At 42.2% G+C, this 22,673-nt stretch carries 26 protein-coding genes; 22 read left to right on the plus strand and 4 right to left on the minus strand.

The window, feature by feature from the left end; genetic code table 11:
* Positions 1–59 precede the first annotated feature (59 nt).
* Positions 60–959: a LysR family transcriptional regulator gene (locus tag IHV80_RS06775; protein WP_192890532.1), complete on the plus strand. Its 900-nt coding sequence runs from the start codon at positions 60–62 to the stop codon at positions 957–959.
* A 131-nt stretch (positions 960–1,090) separates the two neighbouring features.
* Here IHV80_RS06775 and IHV80_RS06780 read toward each other — a convergent pair whose 3' ends face one another.
* Complete coding sequence (locus tag IHV80_RS06780) at positions 1,091–2,914, minus strand: M4 family metallopeptidase (RefSeq protein WP_192890533.1); 1,824 nt, start codon at positions 2,912–2,914, stop codon at positions 1,091–1,093.
* 624 nt (positions 2,915–3,538) lie between these two features.
* On the opposite strand from IHV80_RS06780, the gene IHV80_RS06785 reads away from it, so the two are divergent.
* From IHV80_RS06785 to IHV80_RS06840, 12 genes are all read left to right on the plus strand, one after another.
* Positions 3,539–3,883: a hypothetical protein gene (locus tag IHV80_RS06785; RefSeq protein ID WP_192890534.1), complete on the plus strand. Its 345-nt coding sequence runs from the start codon at positions 3,539–3,541 to the stop codon at positions 3,881–3,883.
* 223 nt (positions 3,884–4,106) lie between these two features.
* On the plus strand, positions 4,107–4,301 hold the full coding sequence (locus IHV80_RS06790) for a hypothetical protein (protein ID WP_192890535.1): 195 nt from the start codon (positions 4,107–4,109) through the stop codon (positions 4,299–4,301).
* Positions 4,302–4,765: 464 nt separating this feature from the next.
* On the plus strand, positions 4,766–5,530 hold the full coding sequence (panB, locus tag IHV80_RS06795; RefSeq protein ID WP_192890536.1) for a 3-methyl-2-oxobutanoate hydroxymethyltransferase: 765 nt from the start codon (positions 4,766–4,768) through the stop codon (positions 5,528–5,530).
* 141 nt (positions 5,531–5,671) lie between these two features.
* A complete protein-coding gene (locus IHV80_RS06800) occupies positions 5,672–6,568 on the plus strand; it encodes a hypothetical protein (RefSeq protein ID WP_192890537.1) in 897 nt (298 codons plus the stop codon).
* A gap of 343 nt (positions 6,569–6,911) precedes the next feature.
* Positions 6,912–8,330: an SLC13 family permease gene (locus IHV80_RS06805; RefSeq protein ID WP_192890538.1), complete on the plus strand. Its 1,419-nt coding sequence runs from the start codon at positions 6,912–6,914 to the stop codon at positions 8,328–8,330.
* A 6-nt stretch (positions 8,331–8,336) separates the two neighbouring features.
* On the plus strand, positions 8,337–9,692 hold the full coding sequence (locus tag IHV80_RS06810) for an ATP-binding protein (protein ID WP_192890539.1): 1,356 nt from the start codon (positions 8,337–8,339) through the stop codon (positions 9,690–9,692).
* Positions 9,679–10,152 (plus strand): response regulator, encoded by a 474-nt coding sequence (locus IHV80_RS06815; RefSeq protein ID WP_132941394.1) that lies wholly within the window; start codon positions 9,679–9,681, stop codon positions 10,150–10,152. Before IHV80_RS06810 ends, IHV80_RS06815 begins: the two co-directional genes overlap by 14 nt.
* Before the next feature lie 456 nt (positions 10,153–10,608).
* Positions 10,609–11,109: an opioid growth factor receptor-related protein gene (locus tag IHV80_RS06820; protein WP_192890540.1), complete on the plus strand. Its 501-nt coding sequence runs from the start codon at positions 10,609–10,611 to the stop codon at positions 11,107–11,109.
* 55 nt (positions 11,110–11,164) lie between these two features.
* Entirely contained in the window at positions 11,165–11,572 is a 408-nt protein-coding gene (locus IHV80_RS06825) for a GFA family protein (protein ID WP_192890541.1), read from the plus strand.
* 187 nt (positions 11,573–11,759) lie between these two features.
* The gene (locus tag IHV80_RS06830) at positions 11,760–12,152 is read left to right on the plus strand and encodes a hypothetical protein (protein ID WP_192890542.1); all 393 of its coding nucleotides are present in this window, start codon (positions 11,760–11,762) and stop codon (positions 12,150–12,152) included.
* Between the two features lie 135 nt (positions 12,153–12,287).
* Positions 12,288–13,133: an MBL fold metallo-hydrolase gene (locus IHV80_RS06835; RefSeq protein WP_192890543.1), complete on the plus strand. Its 846-nt coding sequence runs from the start codon at positions 12,288–12,290 to the stop codon at positions 13,131–13,133.
* Positions 13,134–13,370: 237 nt separating this feature from the next.
* Entirely contained in the window at positions 13,371–13,652 is a 282-nt protein-coding gene (locus IHV80_RS06840; protein WP_192890544.1) for a hypothetical protein, read from the plus strand.
* A gap of 339 nt (positions 13,653–13,991) precedes the next feature.
* Here IHV80_RS06840 and IHV80_RS06845 read toward each other — a convergent pair whose 3' ends face one another.
* Positions 13,992–14,765: a DUF1214 domain-containing protein gene (locus tag IHV80_RS06845; protein ID WP_226088513.1), complete on the minus strand. Its 774-nt coding sequence runs from the start codon at positions 14,763–14,765 to the stop codon at positions 13,992–13,994.
* Positions 14,766–14,847: 82 nt separating this feature from the next.
* Here IHV80_RS06845 and IHV80_RS06850 point away from each other — a divergent pair, with 82 nt between their 5' ends.
* The 9 genes from IHV80_RS06850 (at position 14,848) to IHV80_RS06885 (ending at position 19,961) form a co-directional block, all read left to right on the plus strand.
* A complete protein-coding gene (locus tag IHV80_RS06850) occupies positions 14,848–15,204 on the plus strand; it encodes a hypothetical protein (protein ID WP_192890545.1) in 357 nt (118 codons plus the stop codon).
* A gap of 74 nt (positions 15,205–15,278) precedes the next feature.
* Positions 15,279–15,467: a hypothetical protein gene (locus IHV80_RS06855; RefSeq protein WP_226088514.1), complete on the plus strand. Its 189-nt coding sequence runs from the start codon at positions 15,279–15,281 to the stop codon at positions 15,465–15,467.
* A gap of 251 nt (positions 15,468–15,718) precedes the next feature.
* Positions 15,719–16,720: a metal-dependent hydrolase gene (locus tag IHV80_RS06860; protein WP_192890546.1), complete on the plus strand. Its 1,002-nt coding sequence runs from the start codon at positions 15,719–15,721 to the stop codon at positions 16,718–16,720.
* 62 nt (positions 16,721–16,782) lie between these two features.
* Positions 16,783–17,202, plus strand: a complete 420-nt coding sequence (locus IHV80_RS06865) for a GNAT family N-acetyltransferase (RefSeq protein WP_192890547.1) — start codon at positions 16,783–16,785, stop codon at positions 17,200–17,202.
* Positions 17,203–17,365: 163 nt separating this feature from the next.
* Positions 17,366–17,848 carry a tetratricopeptide repeat protein gene (locus IHV80_RS06870; protein WP_192890548.1) on the plus strand — a complete coding sequence of 161 codons (483 nt, stop codon included), beginning with the start codon at positions 17,366–17,368 and terminating at the stop codon, positions 17,846–17,848.
* A gap of 253 nt (positions 17,849–18,101) precedes the next feature.
* Positions 18,102–18,434 (plus strand): YnfA family protein, encoded by a 333-nt coding sequence (locus IHV80_RS06875; protein WP_192890549.1) that lies wholly within the window; start codon positions 18,102–18,104, stop codon positions 18,432–18,434.
* A gap of 82 nt (positions 18,435–18,516) precedes the next feature.
* On the plus strand, positions 18,517–18,987 hold the full coding sequence (locus IHV80_RS06880) for a GNAT family N-acetyltransferase (protein ID WP_192890550.1): 471 nt from the start codon (positions 18,517–18,519) through the stop codon (positions 18,985–18,987).
* 241 nt (positions 18,988–19,228) lie between these two features.
* A complete protein-coding gene (locus IHV80_RS25405; RefSeq protein WP_318842413.1) occupies positions 19,229–19,471 on the plus strand; it encodes a hypothetical protein in 243 nt (80 codons plus the stop codon).
* Positions 19,472–19,610: 139 nt separating this feature from the next.
* Positions 19,611–19,961, plus strand: coding sequence for a hypothetical protein (locus tag IHV80_RS06885; protein ID WP_192890551.1), 351 nt, complete (start codon positions 19,611–19,613; stop codon positions 19,959–19,961).
* A gap of 191 nt (positions 19,962–20,152) precedes the next feature.
* On the opposite strand, the gene IHV80_RS06890 is transcribed toward IHV80_RS06885, so the two are convergent.
* Together IHV80_RS06890 and IHV80_RS06895 are read right to left on the minus strand one after the other, a co-directional pair.
* Complete coding sequence (locus tag IHV80_RS06890; protein ID WP_192890552.1) at positions 20,153–20,986, minus strand: universal stress protein; 834 nt, start codon at positions 20,984–20,986, stop codon at positions 20,153–20,155.
* 9 nt (positions 20,987–20,995) lie between these two features.
* On the minus strand, positions 20,996–22,483 hold the full coding sequence (locus IHV80_RS06895; RefSeq protein WP_192890553.1) for a SulP family inorganic anion transporter: 1,488 nt from the start codon (positions 22,481–22,483) through the stop codon (positions 20,996–20,998).
* Positions 22,484–22,673 lie beyond the last annotated feature (190 nt).

The raw sequence follows: 22,673 nt of genomic DNA on the forward strand, positions 1-22,673 counted from the left end.
AAGTTAAACGATATTATCTTCACCGTTTATTGATTTAAATGACTGCCTAAAGGGCTCGAATGAAACGATTTAATCTGAACCTCATCTATTACTTTATTGCGATATATGAAGAAGGAAACTTAACGTACGCAGCTGAGCGGCTCAACATATCGCAACCTAGCCTCAGTGCTCACTTGAAGCAGCTGCGAGACGAGTATCGCGATCTGCTCTTCGTTAGAAAATCGTACACACTTGAACCGACGCCTCTTGCTAACGACTTGTACTCAATCTTCAAGCAAGCGCACAAGATTATCTCGCATTCTCTGCCTGAAACGCACGACTTTGAACCGAAAAAGTGTAGTTACACGTTTAGAATTGCCGCGATGAGCATTTCAAGCAGTGTGACTCTGCCGCAAGTTCTGGATAGGATTCAGAAAGAAGCACCAGACTGCGTTATTGAAATCGTGAACATCAAAGAAGACATGGCGACTGACATTCGAGAGAAAAAGATCGACCTTGTTGTCGACCTAACTAGCGCACATCCAACCTTATTAAGCCAAGAGGTATGGAGCGATGAGTTGTGTATTGTCTGTAGCCAAAACCACTCTAACATCGACGAGCAAGTCAGCTTAGACCAGTACCTTTCAGAAAAGCATGTGACACTGACGCATGATAACTATCGAGTGAACCAGCTCTCCGAGTTTCACAGCCCAATCTTTTCAGAGAGGAAAGTGGCAAGAAAGTTGAATTCGATCGCCGACTTCTCAGAGACCATCTACAACAGTGATTGGATCGCAACCTTTCCCAAAAGTGTGGCGAAAGTTTACTTCGATGAAGAAAAACTAAAGATGTTTGAATTGCCATTCGAATACACCAAACCGTCACTGAGCGTGTATTGGCACAGTAACCGTAATGACGACATCGTAAACCGATGGCTAAGAGAATTGTTTACCAGTGAGATCTTAAAACTGTCTGCGTGATCAACTTGGCATCTTAATAGGTCGTCCAAGTCTCTAGATAAATCTAAGCGCTTAATAAGTAATGAAGCCCACTCATGTGAGTAGGCTTTGTTATTTGTTGTTACCTTCAGCGCTTCGTTCTACGCGCTAACTCAATCTAAACGTAACGTTAGGCCAGAATAGTTAGAGTACCCTCGCAGTAACACATGATAAGTCACGCCCGGTTGAGCGCTTACACTGCACTGCTCATTGTTTCCAGCACGATAAGGGCGGCAATCGTAACTCGATGTCGTTGGCTTGCTTCCCGATTTAACGTAAAGGTCGGCATCGCCTGAACCGCCAGACATTGAAACCGTCACGCTTGATGCAGAATCAACGGTGAACGTGTAGAAGTTCTCTGAAGATTGATTACCGCTTAAGTTCGCAATCGGTGTGCCTTTCGTCAGCACATTACCAGTTGGAGGCGTTACACCACAGCTTGCATTAACGCCTACTGTATTAAAAGCATCTTCAACATCGGCAACCACATAGCCCATGTCTGCTGCGGCTTTCGCTACGCCACAAGCTCCGGCATCAAAGGTACTGTTTGCCGTCCAATACAATTGGTTTGCGACTGTGAATATTTCAAAGCCCTTACGTACATTCCAACCCGATTTGTTCGCTAAAAGGTAAAAGGCGCGGTTATAAACACCGCTAGATAAGTGAACGTTCAAACCATCGTAGTATTGAGAGGCGTGATCAATTGAGCGACCATCTTTTGAAGGTTGATCAAAGTAACGCAAGCCGCCCTCTGATTTGAATATATCGCTACCGACCACCCAGTCCACATTGCCACGCAAGTAGTATTCAGCCGCTTCGCCCGCAATGTCTGAGAAGGCTTCATTCATACCGCCCGACATATTTCGGTACACAAGACCGGAGTTTTGCTCTGTGAACCCGTGGCTGACTTCGTGAGCACTCACGTTAATATCGACTAATGGGTAAAAGGTATTTTTGCCATCTCCAAAAGTCATGGATGTACCATTCCAGAAGGCATTTTCATAATCCGTGCCGTAATGAACTCGCATCGTCAGCTGGAAAGTTAAAGGCGACGTATTCATCCACTCTTTGTACATATCAAACACGACATTACCGAAGTAGTGCGCATCATTAAGAGGCGAGTAAGCCCCGTTAATGTACTTATGATCGGTGTAGTTGGTTCCATCAGCACAGTTGTAACTGTAGGCTGCGCTGCCGGACGTTCCGTTCCTCAAATCGACGGTTTTAACCGAATCGTTTTCTAACTTACATGTCGTGCCTGTTTTGTCGATGGGAAAGCTAGGGAAGTCACTGCCATATTCATATCGAGTGGTTTTGAGGTTGCCTCCTGGGCCAGAACCTAATGCTTTAGCGTGGTTTAGCCCATTCCATTTTTGGAGCACATCGCCAGTCGTGGCATCAATAAAGTAGAAAGGGCGCTCTGGCATTGAGGACGCGATAAAGAAATCGACCAGATACACCACTTGGGCGACTTGGTTCTCATCCAATCTCACCATCAGTTTCGCGTTTTTATTTTCAATGGACTTTTTGCCTACGGTAAACGTGCGGTGAGCAGAGAGTGCGGCTTCAATCGCTTGTTCCTGATTCAGCTTTGGTGCGATGCTGGATAGGTCACCACTGATCCCCTGTGCCATGGAACCGAACACTTGAGTGGGTTGGTTCTTGGAAAGGGTGGCCACGACCGAAGTATCAAAGACGGGTAAACCTAAGTGAGTTTGTTGGTAGCGGACTTTCGTTTTTCCATTGGGCAATACCACCCGTTTAACTTCAGAAAAACCTAATTCAAGTGGAGCAACACTCTTCGACTGTGCGACGAGGCTTTGTTGTAGCAGTGTATCGTTATCGACTCTGACCATTTCTGCGGCGTGTGCAGTAAAGCCAAAAGACGTACCTAGAATAGCTGCTATTTTCCAGCTTAGTTGACGTTGTTGGTTCATTTTTCATTCCTGATTTTTATATAAACTCCTTCTTCCCAACGGCTCTATAGGAAGTCTATATGCAACACGCTAATGCCATGTGTTGCGAATCAAGATTGGAAGAGCATTTGGATTTATGACAAGTTTATCAGGGAGATTTGTTTTTAGAGTATGTAATTCAAAGTTTACAAAAGTTCTTATTGATCAAATTGTTTTTATAAAATCCAATTTTATTATTTATCGTAAGCGTATGAAGGGTTGGGAGTTATTAAAATCCGCTTTGTTTGAATCTAGAGAATACTTTTCTTTAAGTTAATCTCGATATTGTTCAATTTTCACCTTAACTATAAATGAGTAAATAACTGGTTTTTTGGAAGTGGGGATATTGTCTTTATTGTCAATAGTAATCTTGTTTTAACAATACCACTAAGCACAGAACTCATCTTTTTTAACACTTAGTCTCGTTAGATAGGAAAGCATCTACATTTTCTTGTTCAATCACAAATTGTGAACGATAAGTCATTGTTATGAATAAAGTAAGTCGCTTAAGATAGGCAGCATAAGAAACTAGACGGAAAAACTCTGCATTTAAATACAGAATTTATCTGTCTGATAGCTGTTGTGTATCTTAATAAGGAGTACGAAATGAGTGGTCTTGAAAGCATGTCGTCAATACCTACAAAAAGTGAATTACAAAATGTAGGTTTGGTGTTGTCTATATGGTTGCTAGCTTTGATTGTTATTATTGTAGTTTTATCCAATTTTGAAATACTACACCCTTTATCGATACTGTCATGTAACGCACTAGTGTTTATTTTTTTTACTGCAATCTCGGAAAAATGTTCTAAATGTGCTTGGGTCAAGTGGGTAGCATTGTTTTTCAACATGTTATTGTTGGTTGTTTCTATAGTTACGCTACCGTCTACGGGGGTTCTGAAGGCAATCGAAAAATTTGACGGTCCAAAAACTATCTGGACTGAGAAGTTGTAGTAACTACAAATATATAACAATCTGTTTAAGAGTGATTCTGTAATTGAGCCCTTTAAAGGTCGTTATACGTTCTTCGTAGGTTTTGGAGAGAAATGTTGGACTTATCAGAAATTATTAACTTGTATGGTGGTATTCCTGCGATTGTTACAACTTTAAATGTTGCCGCATATACAATCTATTTGATGTACAAGAAAAATGAACTGCAAAAAATAAAGACATCGAAGTGAACGAAATTAAGATTAGGTTAGATAAAACTATTTCTAAAATTGCTCATGTTGATCAAAGTCGCTTTGATAAAGAGTTTCAAATTTATCAAGAAATTTGGGAGTCACTTACCAATCTTAATATGGAAGCAGAAAAGTTAAAATATGTTTTAAAGTTTGGCGATAATCTGGAAGAAAAGATAAGAGAATTTTAGAGTTTTTCAACTCTAACCTTTCTACATTATCAATTGTTTATAAGCATACGCCATTTTACCCTGAAGAAATTCATTCTATTACCAAGACTATTCTTTCAGAGCTCCAAAGTTATGCTGAGAATGTTTCAAGGATAAGGGAAGGTGAAAGTGAAAAACTATTAAGCTGGGCATCTGGTCATAATCGTGTACATGCCAAATTAAATTACAATGAGTTAGAGAAAGCAATAAAGAACAGGTTAGATACACTATCCACTGTTGCAAAGAACGTATAACAAACGACGATAGCACCAGTAGTTCATTTGAATAATCACTACCTCTGAGTTTAACGTTCACTAAGAAAAGGATTTCGTGAATTGAACATAATTTGTGGGCGTTTAGTCAACACCATATTTTCACTTCCATAGCTCAATTAAAACTAATAGTATCAGTGCTTTAATAACGCATGATTTTATGAGAGCAAGAACATGAAACACACCCCAAGTTCTTTTATGGAAATGAAAGGGAAACAACGTATTCCGATGTTGACCGCTTATACATTCCCTGTGGCTGCAAGTATCGAATCTGCTGGGATACCTATTATTCTTGTTGGTGATACTGTCGGCATGGTTGAAATGGGCTTTAGCAGTACGCGAGATGTGACCATTGAGCACATGGAATATCATGTCGGGGCAGTGCGTCGAGGTGCTCCAAATACTCACATTATTGGTGACCTCCCATACTTAACCGACCGTTCTCCTGAAGTCGCGTTAGTTAATGCTAAAAGGCTGATGCAGGCTGGTGCCGACAGCATAAAGCTGGAAGGTGCGAAACTCGATGTGATTGCTCACCTTGTAGCAAACAATATCCCAGTTGTTGGCCACACGGGGTTAACTCCGCAAACGGCAACAAACTTCAAGAAGGTAGGGCAATCTGCTGAAGATGCTCAAACCGTTAGCGAGGAAGCAAAAGCGATTCAAGAAGCTGGAGCGTTTATGTTGGTGCTTGAGCACATACCTTCTTCACTTGGCGAATCGATCACTCGAGAGATAAGTATTCCTACTATTGGGATTGGTGCTGGCGCCGATTGTGATGGTCAGGTATTAGTCATCAATGATGCGTTGGGGCTTGGTAACCGATGGCCTCCATTTTCAAAACAGTATGCACATTGCAGCCAAACTATCTTTGACGCAGCAAATGAGTTTGCTACGGAAGTGAAAACTAACGTATTTCCGAACAACCTGAGCAAATAATCCACATAGATAATAGTTTTGGGTTGAATCGTAATGCATGGCATTTTTCCGTGCATTACGATAAGCATATGATGTCTATTTGGACGTTCGGTGTTGAGCTGTTTCGATTCTCTCACCAAACGTCAGTTTCACGGAGGAAACATGACAAGCGACCAACTATTGGAAAAGGCACTTTATAGCAGTGCCAGCATCCATCAACCTCATTCTTTAAAAGCTTATTTGTCTGCGAATTATCTAAATGGTTATTTCGATAAAACAGACAATGTTTGGCTTAAAACGAGTGAGCTAATAGACCAAACTGAGATTGAAGTCTTAGGCGAGTACTCTGCAACGCTAAAAGCACCCAAGTTCTCAGATTTTCGTATTCAAAGGATATTGGATAACGGGGTATACCCAGCGGCGTATGCTGCTTTAATGCAGTGGCATGAGAATAAGGGCTTTCAAGATATCTTCTCGTATTACGTTTCGCAGGCTTCTAAAACCAGCGAATACCTTTCCCACAATGTGACTATCTTATTGGCGTTAAATCGTGTTTACCGTGAGTTAGAGCCGTCTCAAGTTCCTGCATTCCTTAACCGCTTCACCGAATTTGTCACATCGACCCGTTCTGATGGCGACCAAAGCACTGACACAAACGAAGTCGTAGATCTCGATAAGGTATTACAAGCATGCTTCAAACAGTTTGGTTTCTTTGGGCACAACCTCATTACGCTTACGTGGATAATGCGTTGCAAGGAAGAACTGTCGAAAGAGCAATATGGCGCAATGCTTTCTAATTTATATCGACAGGCTAATAGCCCATTGGAAGATCCTGATGATGAGCTTGATCAAGCTATCTGGGCGCAGTGTGAAAGCTCAGATAATTCAGATGAGCTCTATGACAATGTACACCGATTGGTTTTTGGGTATACGTCGAATCTACACCAGATAACCCTAGCGGATGCATTGTGTTATCTTCACGAACGATTCCCTGAGCATGCAGCAGAGCTAAAATGTGTCGCAGAGTATCAGTGTCATTTGTTAGAACAGTCAATTTAGAGATAAAGCCACCCCGTTTCGTGGGGTTCTTAGTCGATACGACAAATTTCAGGCATACCTAACCCATTGAGCTTGTTCAACGCTTTTATCAGAAGTGGCACTCAATTTATGGACATGACTAGAAACGTAGAAACCACGCTCCTGAATTTAATTGCAACAATAAATGACATACAAACGTAGAGGTAGCGCACAGAATCGAAAAAGGGGATATCGTGATCACGCAATCATTGATCTAGCCGAGAGTGAGATAGTGACAAGAGTTCGATAATTCGTTGTCGGATCCAAATTAGAACTGTAAATCTAATTTCTAAGTAGTTGTTATCTCAGGAAGAGTTTTTGTGCTATGCGCCCCTATATTAAATACATTGTCCCTATTTTAATTCCTTTCATTATCCTCGTAATGCCGCTATCAGCGTTTCCATTTGAAGGCCTTACGATTATTCAACAACGCGTTATCGCGATCTTTTTATTAGCGGCATTGTGCTGGGTGTTCGAGCCCATCCCGATCTACGCGACGTCTGTTGTTATTATCGTTCTGCAATTGTTGATGTTGTCGGATAAAGGGCTGATCTTTTTAAGGTTTGAGCATGGGCAGGAACATTTTGGTGAGTTGTTAAAATACAGCGATATTATGGCGACATTCGCTAGCCCAATCATCATGCTGTTTTTGGGCGGTTTTTTCTTAGCGATGGCCGCCACTAAGTATCGATTAGACGTAAACTTAGCCCGTGTATTATTGAAGCCATTTGGGCAAGACCCAAAGTTTGTGATGCTCGGCTTAATGTTGATCACTGGTATCTTTTCGATGTTTATGTCTAACACGGCAACAACGGCAATGATGCTCTCTATTTTAACGCCGGTACTGGCTGTGTTTGGCCCGAAAGACCCCGGTCGTATAGCGTTTGCGCTTTGTATCCCTGTTGCCGCTAACATCGGTGGCATTGGTACCCCGATCGGTACCCCGCCGAACGCTATCGCACTTAAATATTTAGTTGGCGATAACCTAATTACGTTCGGTGAATGGATGGCATTTGGTGTGCCGTTTGTCGTTATTATGATGGCGTTAGCGTGGTTTTTAATAGGCTTTATGTACAAAGCTGACCAAAAGAAAATCGAGTTAAGCATCAAAGGTAAATTCCTTAAAACGCCCAAAGCCATTGCGGTATACGTCACTTTTGCGCTGACCATCATTCTTTGGTTAATGGGCTCAAGCCATGGCATGAACTCTTATACCGTCGCTCTTATTCCTGTCGCTGTGTTCTCACTGACAGGGATCATCAATAAAGAAGACCTGAAAAAGATTTCTTGGGACGTACTGTGGCTTGTATCAGGTGGTATTGCACTTGGTTTAGCTCTCGATAAAACTGGCTTAGCAAGGCTCGTGGTACGCAGCATTCCGTTTGATGCTTACTCACCATATGTGGTGTTGTTCGGAGCGGCGTTCTTGTGTTTGGTAATGGCTAACTTTATGTCTCATACCGCAACGGCTAACTTGTTAATGCCAATTATGGCTGCATTAGGTTCGTCTATGGCTTCACTCACGCCACTAGGCGGTGAGTTAACGTTAATTCTGGTTGTGACTTTTGCCGCTTCATTAGGTATGTCGCTGCCAATCAGTACGCCACCGAATGCGTTGGCTCATGCCACAGGTCATGTGCAAAGTAATCAAATGGCCAGAATCGGTATTATTTTGGGTGTGGTTGGTGTGCTATTGAGCTTTGTTATGGTGTGGCTGCTACATTCAATTGGTCACATAGGATAACGATACGTGTATCAACAAAAGTTAGAAGCACTTATTGATCGCTATTTTAACCACGTAGAACGTCGGGTGACGTGCTGTGCCGGTAACACCATTATTGAACAATCAGCGTTAAACACTCGTTTATATTATGTGTTGAGTGGGGAACTGGAAGGGTTTTATTCCGATGCGAATACACCGCAAGTGCGAGTATTTAGCGCGGGTAGTGGGGCTTTTATAGGCGTTCATAGCTTCTTTTCAGGTAATTGGACAGCATCTTCAACGGTTGTTGCTAAAACCGATGTTGAGTTAGCGTGGATCGATAAAGACACGCCTGCAGAAGATGAAGGTAAATTTGGTCCTCTTACCGCACAGTTCACACCTGTGATTGTCAATGAGTTGTCGCGTCGTCAACGCCGCGCAACACAGGAAGCGATCGCGAAACAAAAAGCGCTAGAGAAGTTACATACTGCTGAGCAAATGACGACCTTGGGTCAATTAGCTGCAGGGATTGCTCATGAACTTAACAACGCTATTGGTGTAGTAAATAGTAAATCTGGTCGACTTGAAACGGTCATCATGGATCTGCTTGAAGAAGTGCATCCTGAAGCCAGTCAATTTTTCGATTTTGGGTTAATGCATGGTCAGAAAACGTCGTCGTTAGAAGCACGAACACGTGGGCGACAATTTGAAAGAAAATATGGTTTAGACAAAAACATTGCTCGCTCTCTTGCAAAGGCGATTCCAATTGACGCTTTATCTGCAACAGACGTTATTTCAAAGCATTGGCTGAAAAAACCAGAAGAAGCGATTCGTTTTTGGCAGATGGGCTGTGATTTACATGATTTACGTTTGGCATCTAGACACACCGTCGGCATCGTAAAATCGGTTAAACAACTTGGCAGAGTTGATATTGACACCGAAGAAGCGGTTGATATTAACGACTCCATTAACCATGCCTTATCGTTGTTACAAAGTGAGTTACGTAGAGTGTCTGTGCGATTGAGCCCAGCAGATTTGCCGACTTTTAAAGGCTCGAAAACAGAGCTTGTTCAGATTTGGGTCAACATTGTAAAGAATGCTTGTGATGCAATGTCGAATTCAGACGATGCTGCAATAGAAATTCAAACCAGATTAAGTAAGAAAAGAATATTAGTTACGATCGCGAATAACGGCCCTGAGATAGACGAGGTGACTCGTAGAAAGGTATTTCAGCCCAACTTCACCACTAAAAAAGGTGGTTTATCGTTTGGATTGGGCTTGGGTTTATCAATAGTTAAGCGGATTGTGGCGGGTTATGGCGGAAGTGTCATTGTGAAAAGTGATGCTTCTAAAACTGTATTTAGAATCAAGTTACCAATAGAGGGTGAACATGGAGAAGCTTAATTTAATCTGTGTCGATGACCAGAGAGAAGTACTGAGCGCAGTGATACAAGATTTAGAGCCGCTGGCGAGTTGGCTGAATATTGAAGATTGTGAATCAGCGCAAGAAGTGCTTGATCTCATTGATGAACTTGACGCAGAAGGCGAACACATTACCGTCATCGTGTCTGATCATGTGATGCCAGGGAAAACGGGTGTGGAGTTACTCACTGAAGTGTCCCATGACAGCCGCTTTGCGAATACAAAGAAAATTCTTCTTACGGGGCAGGCCACTCATACTGATACCATCAATGCGATTAATGCAGCAGGCATCGACCGTTACTTTGAAAAGCCTTGGCAAGCAAGCACATTAGTTGAGTGCATTCGAACTCTTGTCACTGAGTACATATTTGATCAAGGGCTTGATTACACGGACTATCAGAATGAGCTTGACCAGCAGGTTGTGTTGAGACGCTTACGCTAGTCACTTATGTTAGCGACTTACATGAGTCACTAATGCAAGTCGCTTGAAATTGTATGCACCGAAGGACGCTTTCTGAAGGATTTTTTCTTTGAAAGATGTAATCTTTCGGTGCATATATTACCTATCTCTTTTAGTCGTTCAGGTTTTAGTACTCAGTTATTAACACACTGGTTGCTGGCTTAAGTCTAAAACTTATACGCTACGCCAACAGGCGCATTGTGTTTTTTTCACGAACGATTCCCTGAACATACAGCAGAGCTAAAATGTGTCGCAGAATATCATTGTCGTTTGTTAGAAAAGTAAGTCGAGATTATTCAAAAGTGATTCCTAACGCGTGGTATTTGAAGTTCTAAGTCAGATCGGTATTTACAACGTAAAGGACTAGGCTTTTCACGGCTTACTGCACAATAATGCATTCGCCCACAAGTGGGGGTTTATAGTCAGTAGGATTTGAAAATGAGTGAGATTGCTCGCTTTATATCTGGTGAAGCGCCGGATAAGTTTGGTCGAAATATAAAACAGTTGTTAGCTTATAATCATTTTTGGTTGGAGCATGACCATAAGTACATTCAAGTCTTTTTCCCAATAGATGAAGGGGCTAAGTTTAATCAACATGCACCGTTGGTTACTCAAGAAGACAGGGCGATTTTTGCTAATTCAGAAGCTCTTCGCACTGCACATCTACAAGTGCTTGACCTGATGCTTGAGTTTTGGGGCATGCAGCGAGATGGAAGTGAAATATCTTCATTGTTGTCACTTGGTCCAACGAACCATGTATGGTTGAAAAATCATGACCATAACCAACTTCGACTAACACGAACCATTCGCAGTTTATACTTGTTAGGCAATGAAGAGGTTGCAACCAACTTATGTGACTTCTTGATCGCAGCGGCCAATGAAACGGGTTCTGTCTCTGATAAAACAGTGCAATATTGGCGTAATGCGTTAAATGGTTAGAAGTCCAATTTAACCAGTGGGTTAACACAGTATTTTACAGGGAAGGAGACTCAGGATGAGTAAAGGTTTTAAAGGTTCGTGTTTGTGTGGAAGTGTACGTTTTTCCGTTGAAGGGTTCAGCGAAAAAGCGGCCAACTGTCATTGTTCAATGTGCCGAAAATTTCACGGCGCCGCTTTTGGTACGTTAGTTGGTGTGCAAGACTTGATCTGGCTTTCAGGCAAAGATCGACTCAAAGAGTTTGTCGCACCAAACGGCACAATACGAACCTTCTGCTCCAACTGTGGTTCAAGTTTAGGCTTCAGAGTACAAGGTGAACCTTTAGAAAATATCGAACTTGCAAACGCGACATTCGACGTGGATATTCCAGTCAAAATCGATGCTCAGATCTACACCAACTACAAATCTAACTGGTGTGAATTACAGCCAGATTTACAGATGTATTCAGAAGGGCGAACAAGCTAGTTGAGCTTTCAATTCAGCTCAATTAATAATAAGTGTTTAAGCTGCAGGGTTAGGTGTGTTAACCATTGCTTTGCGCTGTACTCGTTCTCGGAGGAGAAATGAAAATATCTTTAATGACAGACGTTAGTTTTCCGCTGAACAGCTAAGTTGTTCACATCTTTATCATACTGTATTGCCGAGAAGAATAATGGACAGTCGTATCCAATTAAATCTTATTAAATATGTATTTTCAGAGTTGTCATTTATTGCTGTTGCACTGGTGCTTGTCTATTGGCTCTCAGGTGGTGATCGTTCATTACTGCAAACTATTGGGCTGATATCTTGCGTAGCGGCAGCAGCAAAAATCTTAACGTTATGGTGGCAATTCCGCGGTAGCTCATTTGAAGTATCAGGCGGTCATTTACGTTTTAATGGTTTTGCTTGCGACATAGCTTTGAAAAGTAGTTTCTTACCTCGTGAAGTCGGGTCAGTCGTAAAGCTTTCTTACACGGTAGATACTATGCAAAAACGTAATATTCACCTTCCCAAGTGCGTATTGAGTCCTGACGATTGGACGTTAATTTTGACACTACGAACATAGGAATTTGTTCAATGATTATTTGGAACAGCGCTTTCCCACCTCTGATCTCAGTACCACAGGGGTGCAGTAGACCCTCGATAAGGGAGCCGATATTATTCTCTAGGCGTATACGTTAGAAAGAACCTGAAGGAAGCAATGAAAATAACGACATTGGTAGATAATACCCGATTAGATGAAAGGAAAGATTTAGCCGTTGAGCGAGGGCTGTCACTGCATATTGAAACTGAATGGTCAAAGATATTATTCGATATGGGAAGTGGCAGTACGTTTTGCCAAAATGCTGCTCTATTGGATGTTGATATTGAAGATGTCGATTTAGCCATTATATCACACAGACACCATGATCATTGCAATGGCACTGCCGCTTTTGTTGAGCATAATTCCAAAGCGAAAGTGTATTTAAAAAACTGCGAAGAAAAGAATTATTACTTTCGATCTTATGGATTTAAAAGTGATGTTGGTATCAATGCAGAGCTCCTCAAAAATAATAATGATCGGTTAGCCTTCATCAATAAAACGACTGAAGTTGCCCCAAATGTTTTTGCCGTCACTGATATTAGCTCGAAGCATGAGAAGCCAAAGGGAAACCAATATCTTTATACAAAATCTCAACATGGATGGGAGCAAGACTCGTTCGATCATGAATTACTATTAGTAATCAAAGAGTGTGATGGCTTAGTGATATTCACGGGTTGTGCGCACAGTGGCGTTCTCAATATGGTTGAGACTGCGATGGATCTTTTCCCTGGAGAGAAGATTAAGGCGGTTGTTGGGGGCTTTCATCTCGTTGGGTTACCGATCTTCGATAGTATCGGTGGAACAAAGCAAGACATCAAAGACCTCGGACTTGCACTATCACAATATCCAATTGATAAACTTTACACTGGGCACTGTACCGGCCAGAAGGCTTATGGTTTGTTGAAAGAAGTGCTTGGAGACCGTCTGGAGGCAATGCCTACAGGCAGATGTATTGAGGTGTAGTGCAATGAGTACGCAAAGAAAAACAGGCAGAACATCAGGTCGATGTGGTTAGAAAAGGTGTTTGACCTAGAGGCAGATTGATAACTAAGTACTGAAAGTTGATTCCTATTGCTTGGCATTTCTAGCCCTTAATGGTTTTACTGCGAAGGTGTTTTACGTAAGGTTCAGATTTGTGTTGGTTTACGACTGAGTTGGGCGTTATATTGGTCTTAGGAACAATATTAAACAGGAAGTAGTATGAACTTGGATAAAGCTAAAAAACGTATCGCTAAACAGGTCAAAAAGGGATTCAACGGTTATCCTAAAATCACTCTAGCGTACTATGGAGCGACGAAAGAATGCGCGACTGAAGTGGCTGTTCAATTCACGTTAGGCGAGGGCGATGGTGTCCAAGAAGAGCGCTTCTCATGTGAAACTGAAATCAGAGACAATGAGCTAATTCAAACGACCTTATTAAAAATAATCGAGAGAGCGAACGCTAACTCAGTGATCGAGGTTGAAGGCGTCACCGTTCTATAGTTTTTGTGTAGCAGCGCTGGTTGATGATGGGATGGTTTACATCAGGTGGCAGTGCTGTCTCTATCTTAAGGTAATACCCTTTAAGCTGTTTCTGTCTATCTTCGAGTTTGTGAAATCCCCGCTAACTTGTTTGTTCCCCATCCCTTTTCATTTAAAGCTATTCATTTACAGCCATTAATTGAAAGGGAAACAAACGCATTGGCTTTACCTATTCTTATTTGAAAACAGCCATAAGAAAAGACGCGATACCTTTGAAGCCCTTTGCTTACTCGGTATCACGTCGCTTTTAATGAGTTATGTTTTCACTTATGTTGGCTAGCTTCAATTTGATGACTTAAGTTAGCCTGCTTTCTTAATCATAGCGGCTGGGTTGTAACCTTTCTCGCCTTTGCTTACGGGCTCGCTAGGATTGTAATGGCGCACAAGAACATTAAATTTACCGGTCTTATTCCCTTCCATCGTAGGGATATTGTTTGGCTGACCTTCACACCCAAAGCGGAGAGTGTAGGTTCCATCGCTATTCATAAAGGGGGCCATTTCACTCGAAATATTGGCTTTATCGTTAAACATTCGCCCATCAGCGTTATATACCGTAGCTGACCAGAATGAGCCAGCCTTCGGGTCTTTGAAAGTCGTCTCATAACATGCATTCGCATCGAAGTACTGACTGGTTTGATAGATATTGTCTTCGACCATCGCACCACCCCAACCGCCAGCTGCACCAACATAATTCATATAATCAGTTTGGCCGCTTTCTTTGTTACCAAACGCCTTTGATTGGTCATATCCGTCACTGAAATCGATGTTGCCAGCTTTATCCGTGGTACTAAACGACGCCATGTCCCACTCTTTTACTTTAAATGGCTTCTCACTGCCTGTTTCAATTTTCAGGTTACGGCGTGCGTCATCTTCAAGAGCACGAACAATGACAAATGCGTGGTCGGTTTTTGCGCTGATTTTATGACGACCCGAACCGTAGATCATTGGCTGAGTCTCGTGGTTTTCGTCGACGACTTGCAGTGACACATATTGGTCAGTTTCTGGAACAGTCACGTAGACATCATCGTTTGACATATCGATAACAGAAACGGAATAAAAAGTGTCTCGATTCATTCGTACGACGAACTGCTCTTCTGGAACGCTGCAATGAGGCGTGAATACTCAAATTCAACATTGGTCTTGGGAGTAATTGAACGTGATCTTTTCTAGTTCGTCTAAATCTTTAGTTCGCGGTTCTGAGTTGTGCTCTGAATTGGCCGTTTTCCTCACTGAAAATAAGAGTGGTTTTGAAAGTAAGTTAATCCCTGACCTTTCTCACATAGATCATATGGCTCACAACGTGAATGGTATTCAGATCGAAAGTGTTCATTACATAAAGGGTATTCAGTATCAGCTCAATTATTCGTTTGATTGGGAGGTCTTCCGTGGATGCTCTGACATGAATGAATCAGGAGTAGAACGTGGGAGAGTCTCATTTACTCTCGATGAAAATGGCTTTCTGAAAATCGACTTCCCTAACTACGATGAGCGAGATACGAGCGATGAGTTTTAGCCTAAATAGATAACTTAAGTTAATTCATAATGCATGGCTCTTTAGGGTTGGGTTTTAGCGTTAGTGGCGCATGATTGAGTGGCGACTTACTACTGATAGCCATTCGTTCAAGCATTGGTTGGTTTAAGGGAGTTATGGCAGAGTATTTAGAACTAGACATGCTTACTCTTGAGGCAATCTCGAAAGAATCCGGCTTTCCAATCGAGAGAGAGGTTTACTTAGCGTTACGTACTGAATCTATTGAGCAAGGGCGGCTTTTTTGAGGGTTCGTAGGTAAATGTGGAGAGCAATTACGTGCGAGCTAGAACGCTAAACGAGGACGTTAACAAAGGAAATAGAGATAAGAGAGGTTACTGCTCATCGCTTCTGATCTGGTGCTACTTTTTGTTTGCCATTCTACATTTATACGATTATGTCTATGAGTCTGCTGATAAAATCTTGTTGTTTGACTCGATTCACTGCTATAGCTAAATGTACTTGCTCTATTCAATGGAATGCTAAAAATGAGTGACTTATGGATCCGTTAACGCAGGGGGTGCTAGGCGCTTCGTTGTCACAATCGGTGAGCAAAAAGCAGCATTTGGTGGTTGCTGGTTTTTTGGGTTTGCTCTCTGGCATGGCTCCTGATTTAGATGCATTTATTCGATCGCAAAGTGATCCTTTGCTGGCTTTGGAGTTTCATCGACAATTTACTCATTCACTTCTGTTTATCCCCATTGGTAGTTTGATTTGCGCATTGGTTTTACATCCCCTGATTGCCAAAAGGCGTGGCCTTTCTTTTAAACAAAGTTGGCTGTTTTGCGCTCTAGGTTATGGTACTCATGCTTTGTTGGATTCATGCACCACTTACGGCACTCAACTGTTTTGGCCTCTCACCAATGAGCGTTATGCTTGGAACACCATTTCGATTATCGACCCTGTCTATACACTGCCTATTATAATCTTGCTTGTGTTTGCAACATGGAAACGAATCCCTTGGTTGGCTCGTGTCGCGTTTCTTTGGGCTTTGATTTATCCAACTCTCGGGATGATACAAAGGGATAGAGCCGAGGCTGTAGGATGGCAACTAGCGCAAGAGCGACAACATACGCCTATCCGGTTAGAGGCTAAGCCGAGCTTTGCGAATATCTTAGTTTGGAAAGTGGTCTACGAAACGGAGCATCGATACTACGTAGATGCTGTGCGGGTCGGTACCTCCGTTAAGACATACCCTGGAGAATCAATCGCTAAACTCAACGTTAGCAGAGATTTCTCATGGCTTGACCGTGATTCTCAACAGGCAAAAGACATTGAACGTTTCCGCTGGTTCTCAAATGGCTATGTGGCACAAGACCCTATGGATGAAATGCGCATTATCGATGTCCGGTATTCGATCGTGCCGAACCAATTGAGAGCGCTTTGGAGCATTAAATTGGAGCCATCGGTGGATTCAGAAGCGCACGTACGTTATGAAACACACAGAGACAATACATCAGAATCCAGACAGGTCTTTTTGGACATGTTGAAGGGCGATTGATGCATTTGGTTTTTGGTAGCGCCAAAAGTGGTTTAATTGGAACTCCGGTTTAAAGGTGAATAATGGAAATAGAAAAGTATCATCGTGACTATTTACCTGCACTAAGGCAGCTATATTTAGATTCTCGCACTGCGACGTTTACGTGGCAAGATACCACCGTATTTGAACTGTCAGATTTTGAGCGAGATACTGACGGCGAACAAATCTGGGTTGCTATTGAAGGGAGCGAAGTATTAGGGTTTATCTCGATCTGGGAACCAGATGGTTTTATCCACCATCTTTTTATTAGCCCCCATAAATTACGTTATGGAGCAGGTTCAAGACTATTGAATCTCAGTAAACAACATTACTCTACATTGAGCCTAAAATGCTTGGTTGCTAATGAAAGCGCTACTGATTTCTACCATTCAAATAGTTTTGTGATTGCTTCAACTTATGATGATGGGCTAGACAGTTATCACCTAATGACGCTCTCTTCATAAGCTTTATTTTAGTTAAGAGCTATTCTATTTCCTCTATTGGTTAGGTTATATGTACTAGTCAGCGGTAGGGCGGTAAATTTTGATGGTTGATTCTCAATATTTGTTAGGATTAATCGCTAAGGTTAACCACTAGTCGATAATCGTTATAAGTTTCGAGGGAATTATGGAACAGGTCATCAAAGAAGCCATTGAATTACGTAAAGAAGCTAAGTATCACGAATCTCGATCTTTGCTAGGTACGTTGCTAACCAATAGTCATTATGCGGCGAAGGCTCACCTACAGATTGCGTGGTCATATGATAACGAAAGTAAAGAGCTTGAAGCTATTGATCATTATCTCTTGTCTTTGTCTGGTGAGTTGTCAGAGACAGAACGCTTTGATGCTTTATTTGGTTTGGCTTCTACTTATCGAAGCTTGGGTCAATATCTAGAGGCTTTGAGTTATTTCGAGCAGACTCTGAGTGAGTACCCTGATTCAATAGAAGTTCAGCCTTTTTATTCTATGTGTTTATACAATCTAGGGCGTCATAAGGAAGCAATATCCTTATTGCTCAACCTTTTAGTGTCGACAACAAATAGCGATGCAATTAAAGAGTATCAGCGAGCAATTTTACTCTATAGCAAAGACTTAGATAGAAAGTGGTAAGCGATATATACACAGTAAGGCGCGCAAGCCTAGGGACATTATGATTATTGTATCTGGTATCAAATAGTAAATAGCTCATCTAAACACAACATAGCGCATCTAAGTTGATTCATTATGCTTGGTGTTTATCTTTGAGTTTGCCTCTAACAAGTGATGTCGATTGCTTGTAACATGCAAGGAACAACGACTTTGGTTGAATGCTTCGTTAGCCGCATTTAAGTGAGGTATCGTCTTTCATCAGTTTGAGACTTTTATGCTTGAATTTAAAACCGTGGGTCTTTTCGTTTTAACGGCCATAGCAGAGATAGTGGGCTGTTATTTACCTTATCTGTGGCTTAGGCAAGATAAGAGCATATTACTTCTAATCCCTGCTGCGATAAGTCTGGCCGCGTTTGCTTGGTTATTAACGCTTCACCCGACAGCAACAGGCCGTGTTTATGCCGCGTATGGCGGAGTGTACATTTCAGTTGCACTGATATGGCTTTGGCTTGTTGATGGCGAAAAGCCGACTATGTGGGATCTGGTTGGCGGATCTATTGCACTGTTTGGTATGGCGATCATCATGTTTGCACCTAAGCATAGCTAAAAAGTACGCTAAACCACTCTTTAATATTTCAGGTATTGCTTTGCTTGAAATGCGCACAATTCATCACTATCTTGGAGAGAATATGGACGTTAATTGCAAAATCGTAGCAACTGAAGATAGCCTAAAGTACCGTGCTGTAAGGCTTGAAAGTTTGAAGTTACACCCCGAATGCTTTGGTTCAGGTTACCAAGCTCAATCGCAACTACCAACTCTGTATTTTGAGGGGCTTATTGAAAGTGGCGCTCAAGAAAGTGTGATGATTGGCGCTTTTGTCGGTGAGGGTTTGGTTGGCTTATGTGGTTTAACGCCAGCTGACGGGAACGCTTTAGAAATTATTCAGATGTATGTCTCTGCAAGATTTAGAGGGCAAGCCATTGGGTCTAAGATGCTGGCTAAAGCTAACGCAATTTTAAAGTTACGTTCTGAAAAAGAGTTGAGACTGACTGTGTTTGCCAGCAATGTCGCAGCCATTAAGGTCTATCAAGACTTTGGCTTTGAAACTAAGACGACTGATGGAAATGAGTTGGTGATGACTTTCCAGCCATCAATTTAATGTATCCGGCATGGTTTATGTAGAACTCTAATCTGTTCTTTTTAGATATTTCTTTCTAATCGGAAGGATCTCCTGTTACGAGAAACCAAGAGCTTCTAAGAATTTATGGTGACCTTGAAGGTCTAAACTACCGAATTGCTGATGCCATCTAACCAAATGGCGCCTTGAATATGATGTTAGAGATTTAATTGATAAACTGATATTGTGCAGTTTGTTTGATATCTTCGCTTGGTTTACATAAATGTTTGATAATAAATACATTAAACACCCGCACAATTGCGAAAAGTGTCAATGTTTGACTCCACATGTTCCTATCAAAAAATCTGAAGATTCTTCATTAGAGGTTAAGCAATCTAGCTTTCATATCTTATTCGAGTATTTAACGACTTTGTTTTTTAAAGGTGGTTCTCATACCGGATCATTCCACCTTGATCACGAAGAAGAATTTAAGTGTGAAAAGTGTGGTACTAGATCGTGGCATTGATGCTTACTGACAAGTTTATACTGGTGTCTAGGAAGAACGACGGTTGATTGGCCGTTTAAAAATGAGTGTTTGAAGTGGTTCTGGAGTCGCCAATTTGTATTGTGCTCCAGTCTGAAATTTCTGAGTATTTGGTCATAAAATGAAAGTTATATCTCTACTATCAGCCTTGGTTCTATTAGCTGGCTGTTCTGATGCTGTTACAAACCAATACGCGACATACGCAGAAGCGCAGCAGGATAGCTTGTTCGAAAGAGGGTGGTTGCCTGACATCTTACCTGAATCGACTATTGATATTGAGGTGGTTAATAACCTCGACAATAACACCTCGCATGGTGGCTTTTTAATTGAGAAGTCGGGCCTTCAGGCTTTCATGCAACAAGTGAAGCCGACTGATTCAGACAATCAGTATCGTTTCGTTGAAGGTGAGAATGTTTGGACTTTCACCGTTAGCAATGATGGTTTGGTGACTTATAAGCTGGATAGCTTTTAGGTTGGGTTACTTATAGGATCAATGGCTTATAGAATGGGTAGCTAACTAAGCCTGAACAAATGGCTGGTGGAATACGACGGATTGTTAAAATGGCTAAACATGCGTGATTAAATCACGATGTTTAGCCATTTTTATTGCATTAGATAAGGAACAATCGGGATTTCACCAATGAATTGGGCCCCGACGAAAACCTATCGAATTAACAATAGAGGAACCGAACTGTTCGACAGAACTTTGGTGGTATTACTTCCCACAAAAAACATTCTCAGTTGAGAATGCCCGTAAGCACCCATCACCATCATGCCAATTTCATGCTGTTGCTGGTAATCGATAAGTGCTTTATCGATCGCACCTGTTAGTGATGCTGCTGTTACTCTGATCCCTGATTCTTCAAGTTGGACTCTTGCCTTCTCGAACGCTTTGTCTTTATTTCCACCATCATCGATCATCACCAAGTGGCAATCTAACCCTTTAAGCAAAGGTGTTTGAATTGCCTTGTCGACCAATTTCTCGCTAATGGCGCTGCCATCAAATGCAATCAGGTATGAGTCTGGAAGCTTAAAGCCTTCACAGACAACGAGTATATGAGCTTTAATTGAACGAATTACGGTTTCAAGTTGCGAGCCGACCGAGTGAGAATCTCCTGATTTGCCGATAACCAACACGCGCAGCTCTTCTTCAAGATCCAAGAGTCCTTCTAGTAAACTGCCGTGACGCTGCAATTTACTCACGTTTTTCACGCCTTGGTTTAACGCCCATTTTTGAGCTTCTTCCAATAACGTATTACCGTGTTTTAGCATGATTTTACTGCGTGCTTCATCGAGTTCAGCCAGCTCTTCAAGTAACTCCTCTTGGCTCCCTAAACCTATTTGGCCAGAGAATTCACTCACCACGGGCTGAGTCGAATGATCCAAAGCGTGGAATAGAACCAACGGAGCGTTCACTTTGTTTGCAACCCAAGCACTGGCTTCGCAGGTGGAAGTTGTTGAGTTAGCGCCATCAATACAAGCGATTATATTTTTCATGTGTTTTCCTTAATGTCCGGCTAATAGCTTTTCAACTTCTTCGGGTTTATCGTGCACGCCAAATTTGTCGACAATGGTACGCGTGGCTTGGTTCATTCCTATTAAGTCCACATGTGTCCCTTCACGGCGAAACTTAACGACCACTTTGTCTAATGCTGAAACGGAGGTGACGTCCCAAAAGTGTGCCGCCGATAAATCTATCGTCACAGATTCAATCACTTCTTTAAAATCAAACGACTCAATAAACTTATCGGATGAAACGAAAAAGACCTGTCCTATAACGGTATATTTACGGCTGTTTTGCTCCGTACTGTCATTTTTGATGACCATCATTCGGCTAATCTTGTTAGCGAAGAACAGTGACGCAAGCAGCACGCCAATAAGTACGCCAATGGCTAAGTTGTGGGTAGCGACAACAATAATGACCGTAGCAAGCATCACGATATTAGTAGATAAAGGGTGCTTCTTTAGATCTCGAATAGAGCCCCAAGAGAAGGTCCCGATCGCGACCATGATCATCACAGCAACCAGTGCTGCCATAGGGATCTGCTTTAGCCATGGGCCAAGAAAAACGACCATAATTAGTAAGAATACACCTGCTGATAGCGTCGACAATCGGCCGCGACCACCCGATTTAATATTGATCATCGATTGACCGATCATGGCACAACCCGCCATACCCCCAAAGAAGCCAGTAAAGATGTTGGCAATGCCTTGGCCCTTACACTCTCGGTTCTTATCACTGCTGGTATCAGTAAGATCGTCAACAATCGTCGCTGTCATCATCGATTCCAATAAACCTACTACAGAAAGTCCAACGGCATAGGGGAAAATGATCGACAAGGTTTCTAAGTTGAGAGGTACATCAGGCCATAGGAAGATAGGCAAAGTGTCAGGTAAGTTCCCCATGTCACCTACGGTACGAATATCAATATCGAACCACATTGCGATGGCAGTGAGGAGGATGATACACACCAAAGGTGAAGGGATTAATTTGCCAATAACAGGCAGGTAAGGGAACAGGTAAATGATACCTAGGCCGCCAGCGGTCATCGCATAGACGTGCCAAGTTACGTTGGTGAGCTCAGGCAGCTGAGCAAGGAAGATTAAGATGGCGAGGGCATTTACAAAGCCAGTCACGACAGATCGCGAGACGAACCGCATAAGGCTACCAAGTTTCAAATATCCAGCCAAAATTTGCAGGACACCAGTCAGCACCGTTACGGCCAATAAATATTCTAGGCCATGTTCTTTGACTAAGGTGACCATTAATAATGCCATGGCTCCAGTGGCTGCTGAAACCATCCCCGAGCGGCCTCCGGTGAAAGCAACCACAACAGAAATACTGAAAGAGGCATACAAGCCAACTTTAGGGTCAACGCCAGCGATGATAGAAAAGGCGATGGCTTCAGGAATTAAAGCAAGTGCAACAACGAGACCAGCAAGTAGGTCTCCACGGATGTTCGACATCCAATCAAGTTTGATATTTTGGTACATTGAATTCTCAATTTGGGCACGGCAAAACGCACCAGAAATAGATCTGGGGTGCGGATGAGTGCTTCTTTGATAAAATTTTGGCGCGAAAAAGCAGCCTAAGATAGGCGGATAATCAACAAGCGCAAAGAGTGAGCAAGATACTAAAGACTAGTATTGAGCTTCGGTTAGCAGTGAGAGCTATAGGGGGGGA

This window comes from Vibrio bathopelagicus (assembly GCF_014879975.1).
GTDB lineage: Bacteria > Pseudomonadota > Gammaproteobacteria > Enterobacterales > Vibrionaceae > Vibrio > Vibrio bathopelagicus.

Excerpts from the sequence above, each read along its gene's own strand:
- IHV80_RS06775 (WP_192890532.1), top strand. The coding sequence starts at position 60 with ATGAAACGATTTAATCTGAACCTCATCTATTACTTTATTGCGATATAT.
- IHV80_RS06780 (WP_192890533.1), bottom strand. The coding sequence starts at position 2,914 with ATGAACCAACAACGTCAACTAAGCTGGAAAATAGCAGCTATTCTAGGT.
- IHV80_RS06785 (WP_192890534.1), top strand. The coding sequence starts at position 3,539 with ATGAGTGGTCTTGAAAGCATGTCGTCAATACCTACAAAAAGTGAATTA.
- panB (WP_192890536.1), top strand. The coding sequence starts at position 4,766 with ATGAAACACACCCCAAGTTCTTTTATGGAAATGAAAGGGAAACAACGT.
- IHV80_RS06800 (WP_192890537.1), top strand. The coding sequence starts at position 5,672 with ATGACAAGCGACCAACTATTGGAAAAGGCACTTTATAGCAGTGCCAGC.
- IHV80_RS06805 (WP_192890538.1), top strand. The coding sequence starts at position 6,912 with ATGCGCCCCTATATTAAATACATTGTCCCTATTTTAATTCCTTTCATT.
- IHV80_RS06815 (WP_132941394.1), top strand. The coding sequence starts at position 9,679 with ATGGAGAAGCTTAATTTAATCTGTGTCGATGACCAGAGAGAAGTACTG.
- IHV80_RS06820 (WP_192890540.1), top strand. The coding sequence starts at position 10,609 with ATGAGTGAGATTGCTCGCTTTATATCTGGTGAAGCGCCGGATAAGTTT.
- IHV80_RS06825 (WP_192890541.1), top strand. The coding sequence starts at position 11,165 with ATGAGTAAAGGTTTTAAAGGTTCGTGTTTGTGTGGAAGTGTACGTTTT.
- IHV80_RS06830 (WP_192890542.1), top strand. The coding sequence starts at position 11,760 with ATGGACAGTCGTATCCAATTAAATCTTATTAAATATGTATTTTCAGAG.
- IHV80_RS06835 (WP_192890543.1), top strand. The coding sequence starts at position 12,288 with ATGAAAATAACGACATTGGTAGATAATACCCGATTAGATGAAAGGAAA.
- IHV80_RS06840 (WP_192890544.1), top strand. The coding sequence starts at position 13,371 with ATGAACTTGGATAAAGCTAAAAAACGTATCGCTAAACAGGTCAAAAAG.
- IHV80_RS06845 (WP_226088513.1), bottom strand. The coding sequence starts at position 14,765 with ATGAATCGAGACACTTTTTATTCCGTTTCTGTTATCGATATGTCAAAC.
- IHV80_RS06860 (WP_192890546.1), top strand. The coding sequence starts at position 15,719 with ATGGATCCGTTAACGCAGGGGGTGCTAGGCGCTTCGTTGTCACAATCG.
- IHV80_RS06865 (WP_192890547.1), top strand. The coding sequence starts at position 16,783 with ATGGAAATAGAAAAGTATCATCGTGACTATTTACCTGCACTAAGGCAG.
- IHV80_RS06870 (WP_192890548.1), top strand. The coding sequence starts at position 17,366 with ATGGAACAGGTCATCAAAGAAGCCATTGAATTACGTAAAGAAGCTAAG.
- IHV80_RS06875 (WP_192890549.1), top strand. The coding sequence starts at position 18,102 with ATGCTTGAATTTAAAACCGTGGGTCTTTTCGTTTTAACGGCCATAGCA.
- IHV80_RS06880 (WP_192890550.1), top strand. The coding sequence starts at position 18,517 with ATGGACGTTAATTGCAAAATCGTAGCAACTGAAGATAGCCTAAAGTAC.
- IHV80_RS25405 (WP_318842413.1), top strand. The coding sequence starts at position 19,229 with ATGTTTGATAATAAATACATTAAACACCCGCACAATTGCGAAAAGTGT.
- IHV80_RS06885 (WP_192890551.1), top strand. The coding sequence starts at position 19,611 with ATGAAAGTTATATCTCTACTATCAGCCTTGGTTCTATTAGCTGGCTGT.
- IHV80_RS06890 (WP_192890552.1), bottom strand. The coding sequence starts at position 20,986 with ATGAAAAATATAATCGCTTGTATTGATGGCGCTAACTCAACAACTTCC.
- IHV80_RS06895 (WP_192890553.1), bottom strand. The coding sequence starts at position 22,483 with ATGTACCAAAATATCAAACTTGATTGGATGTCGAACATCCGTGGAGAC.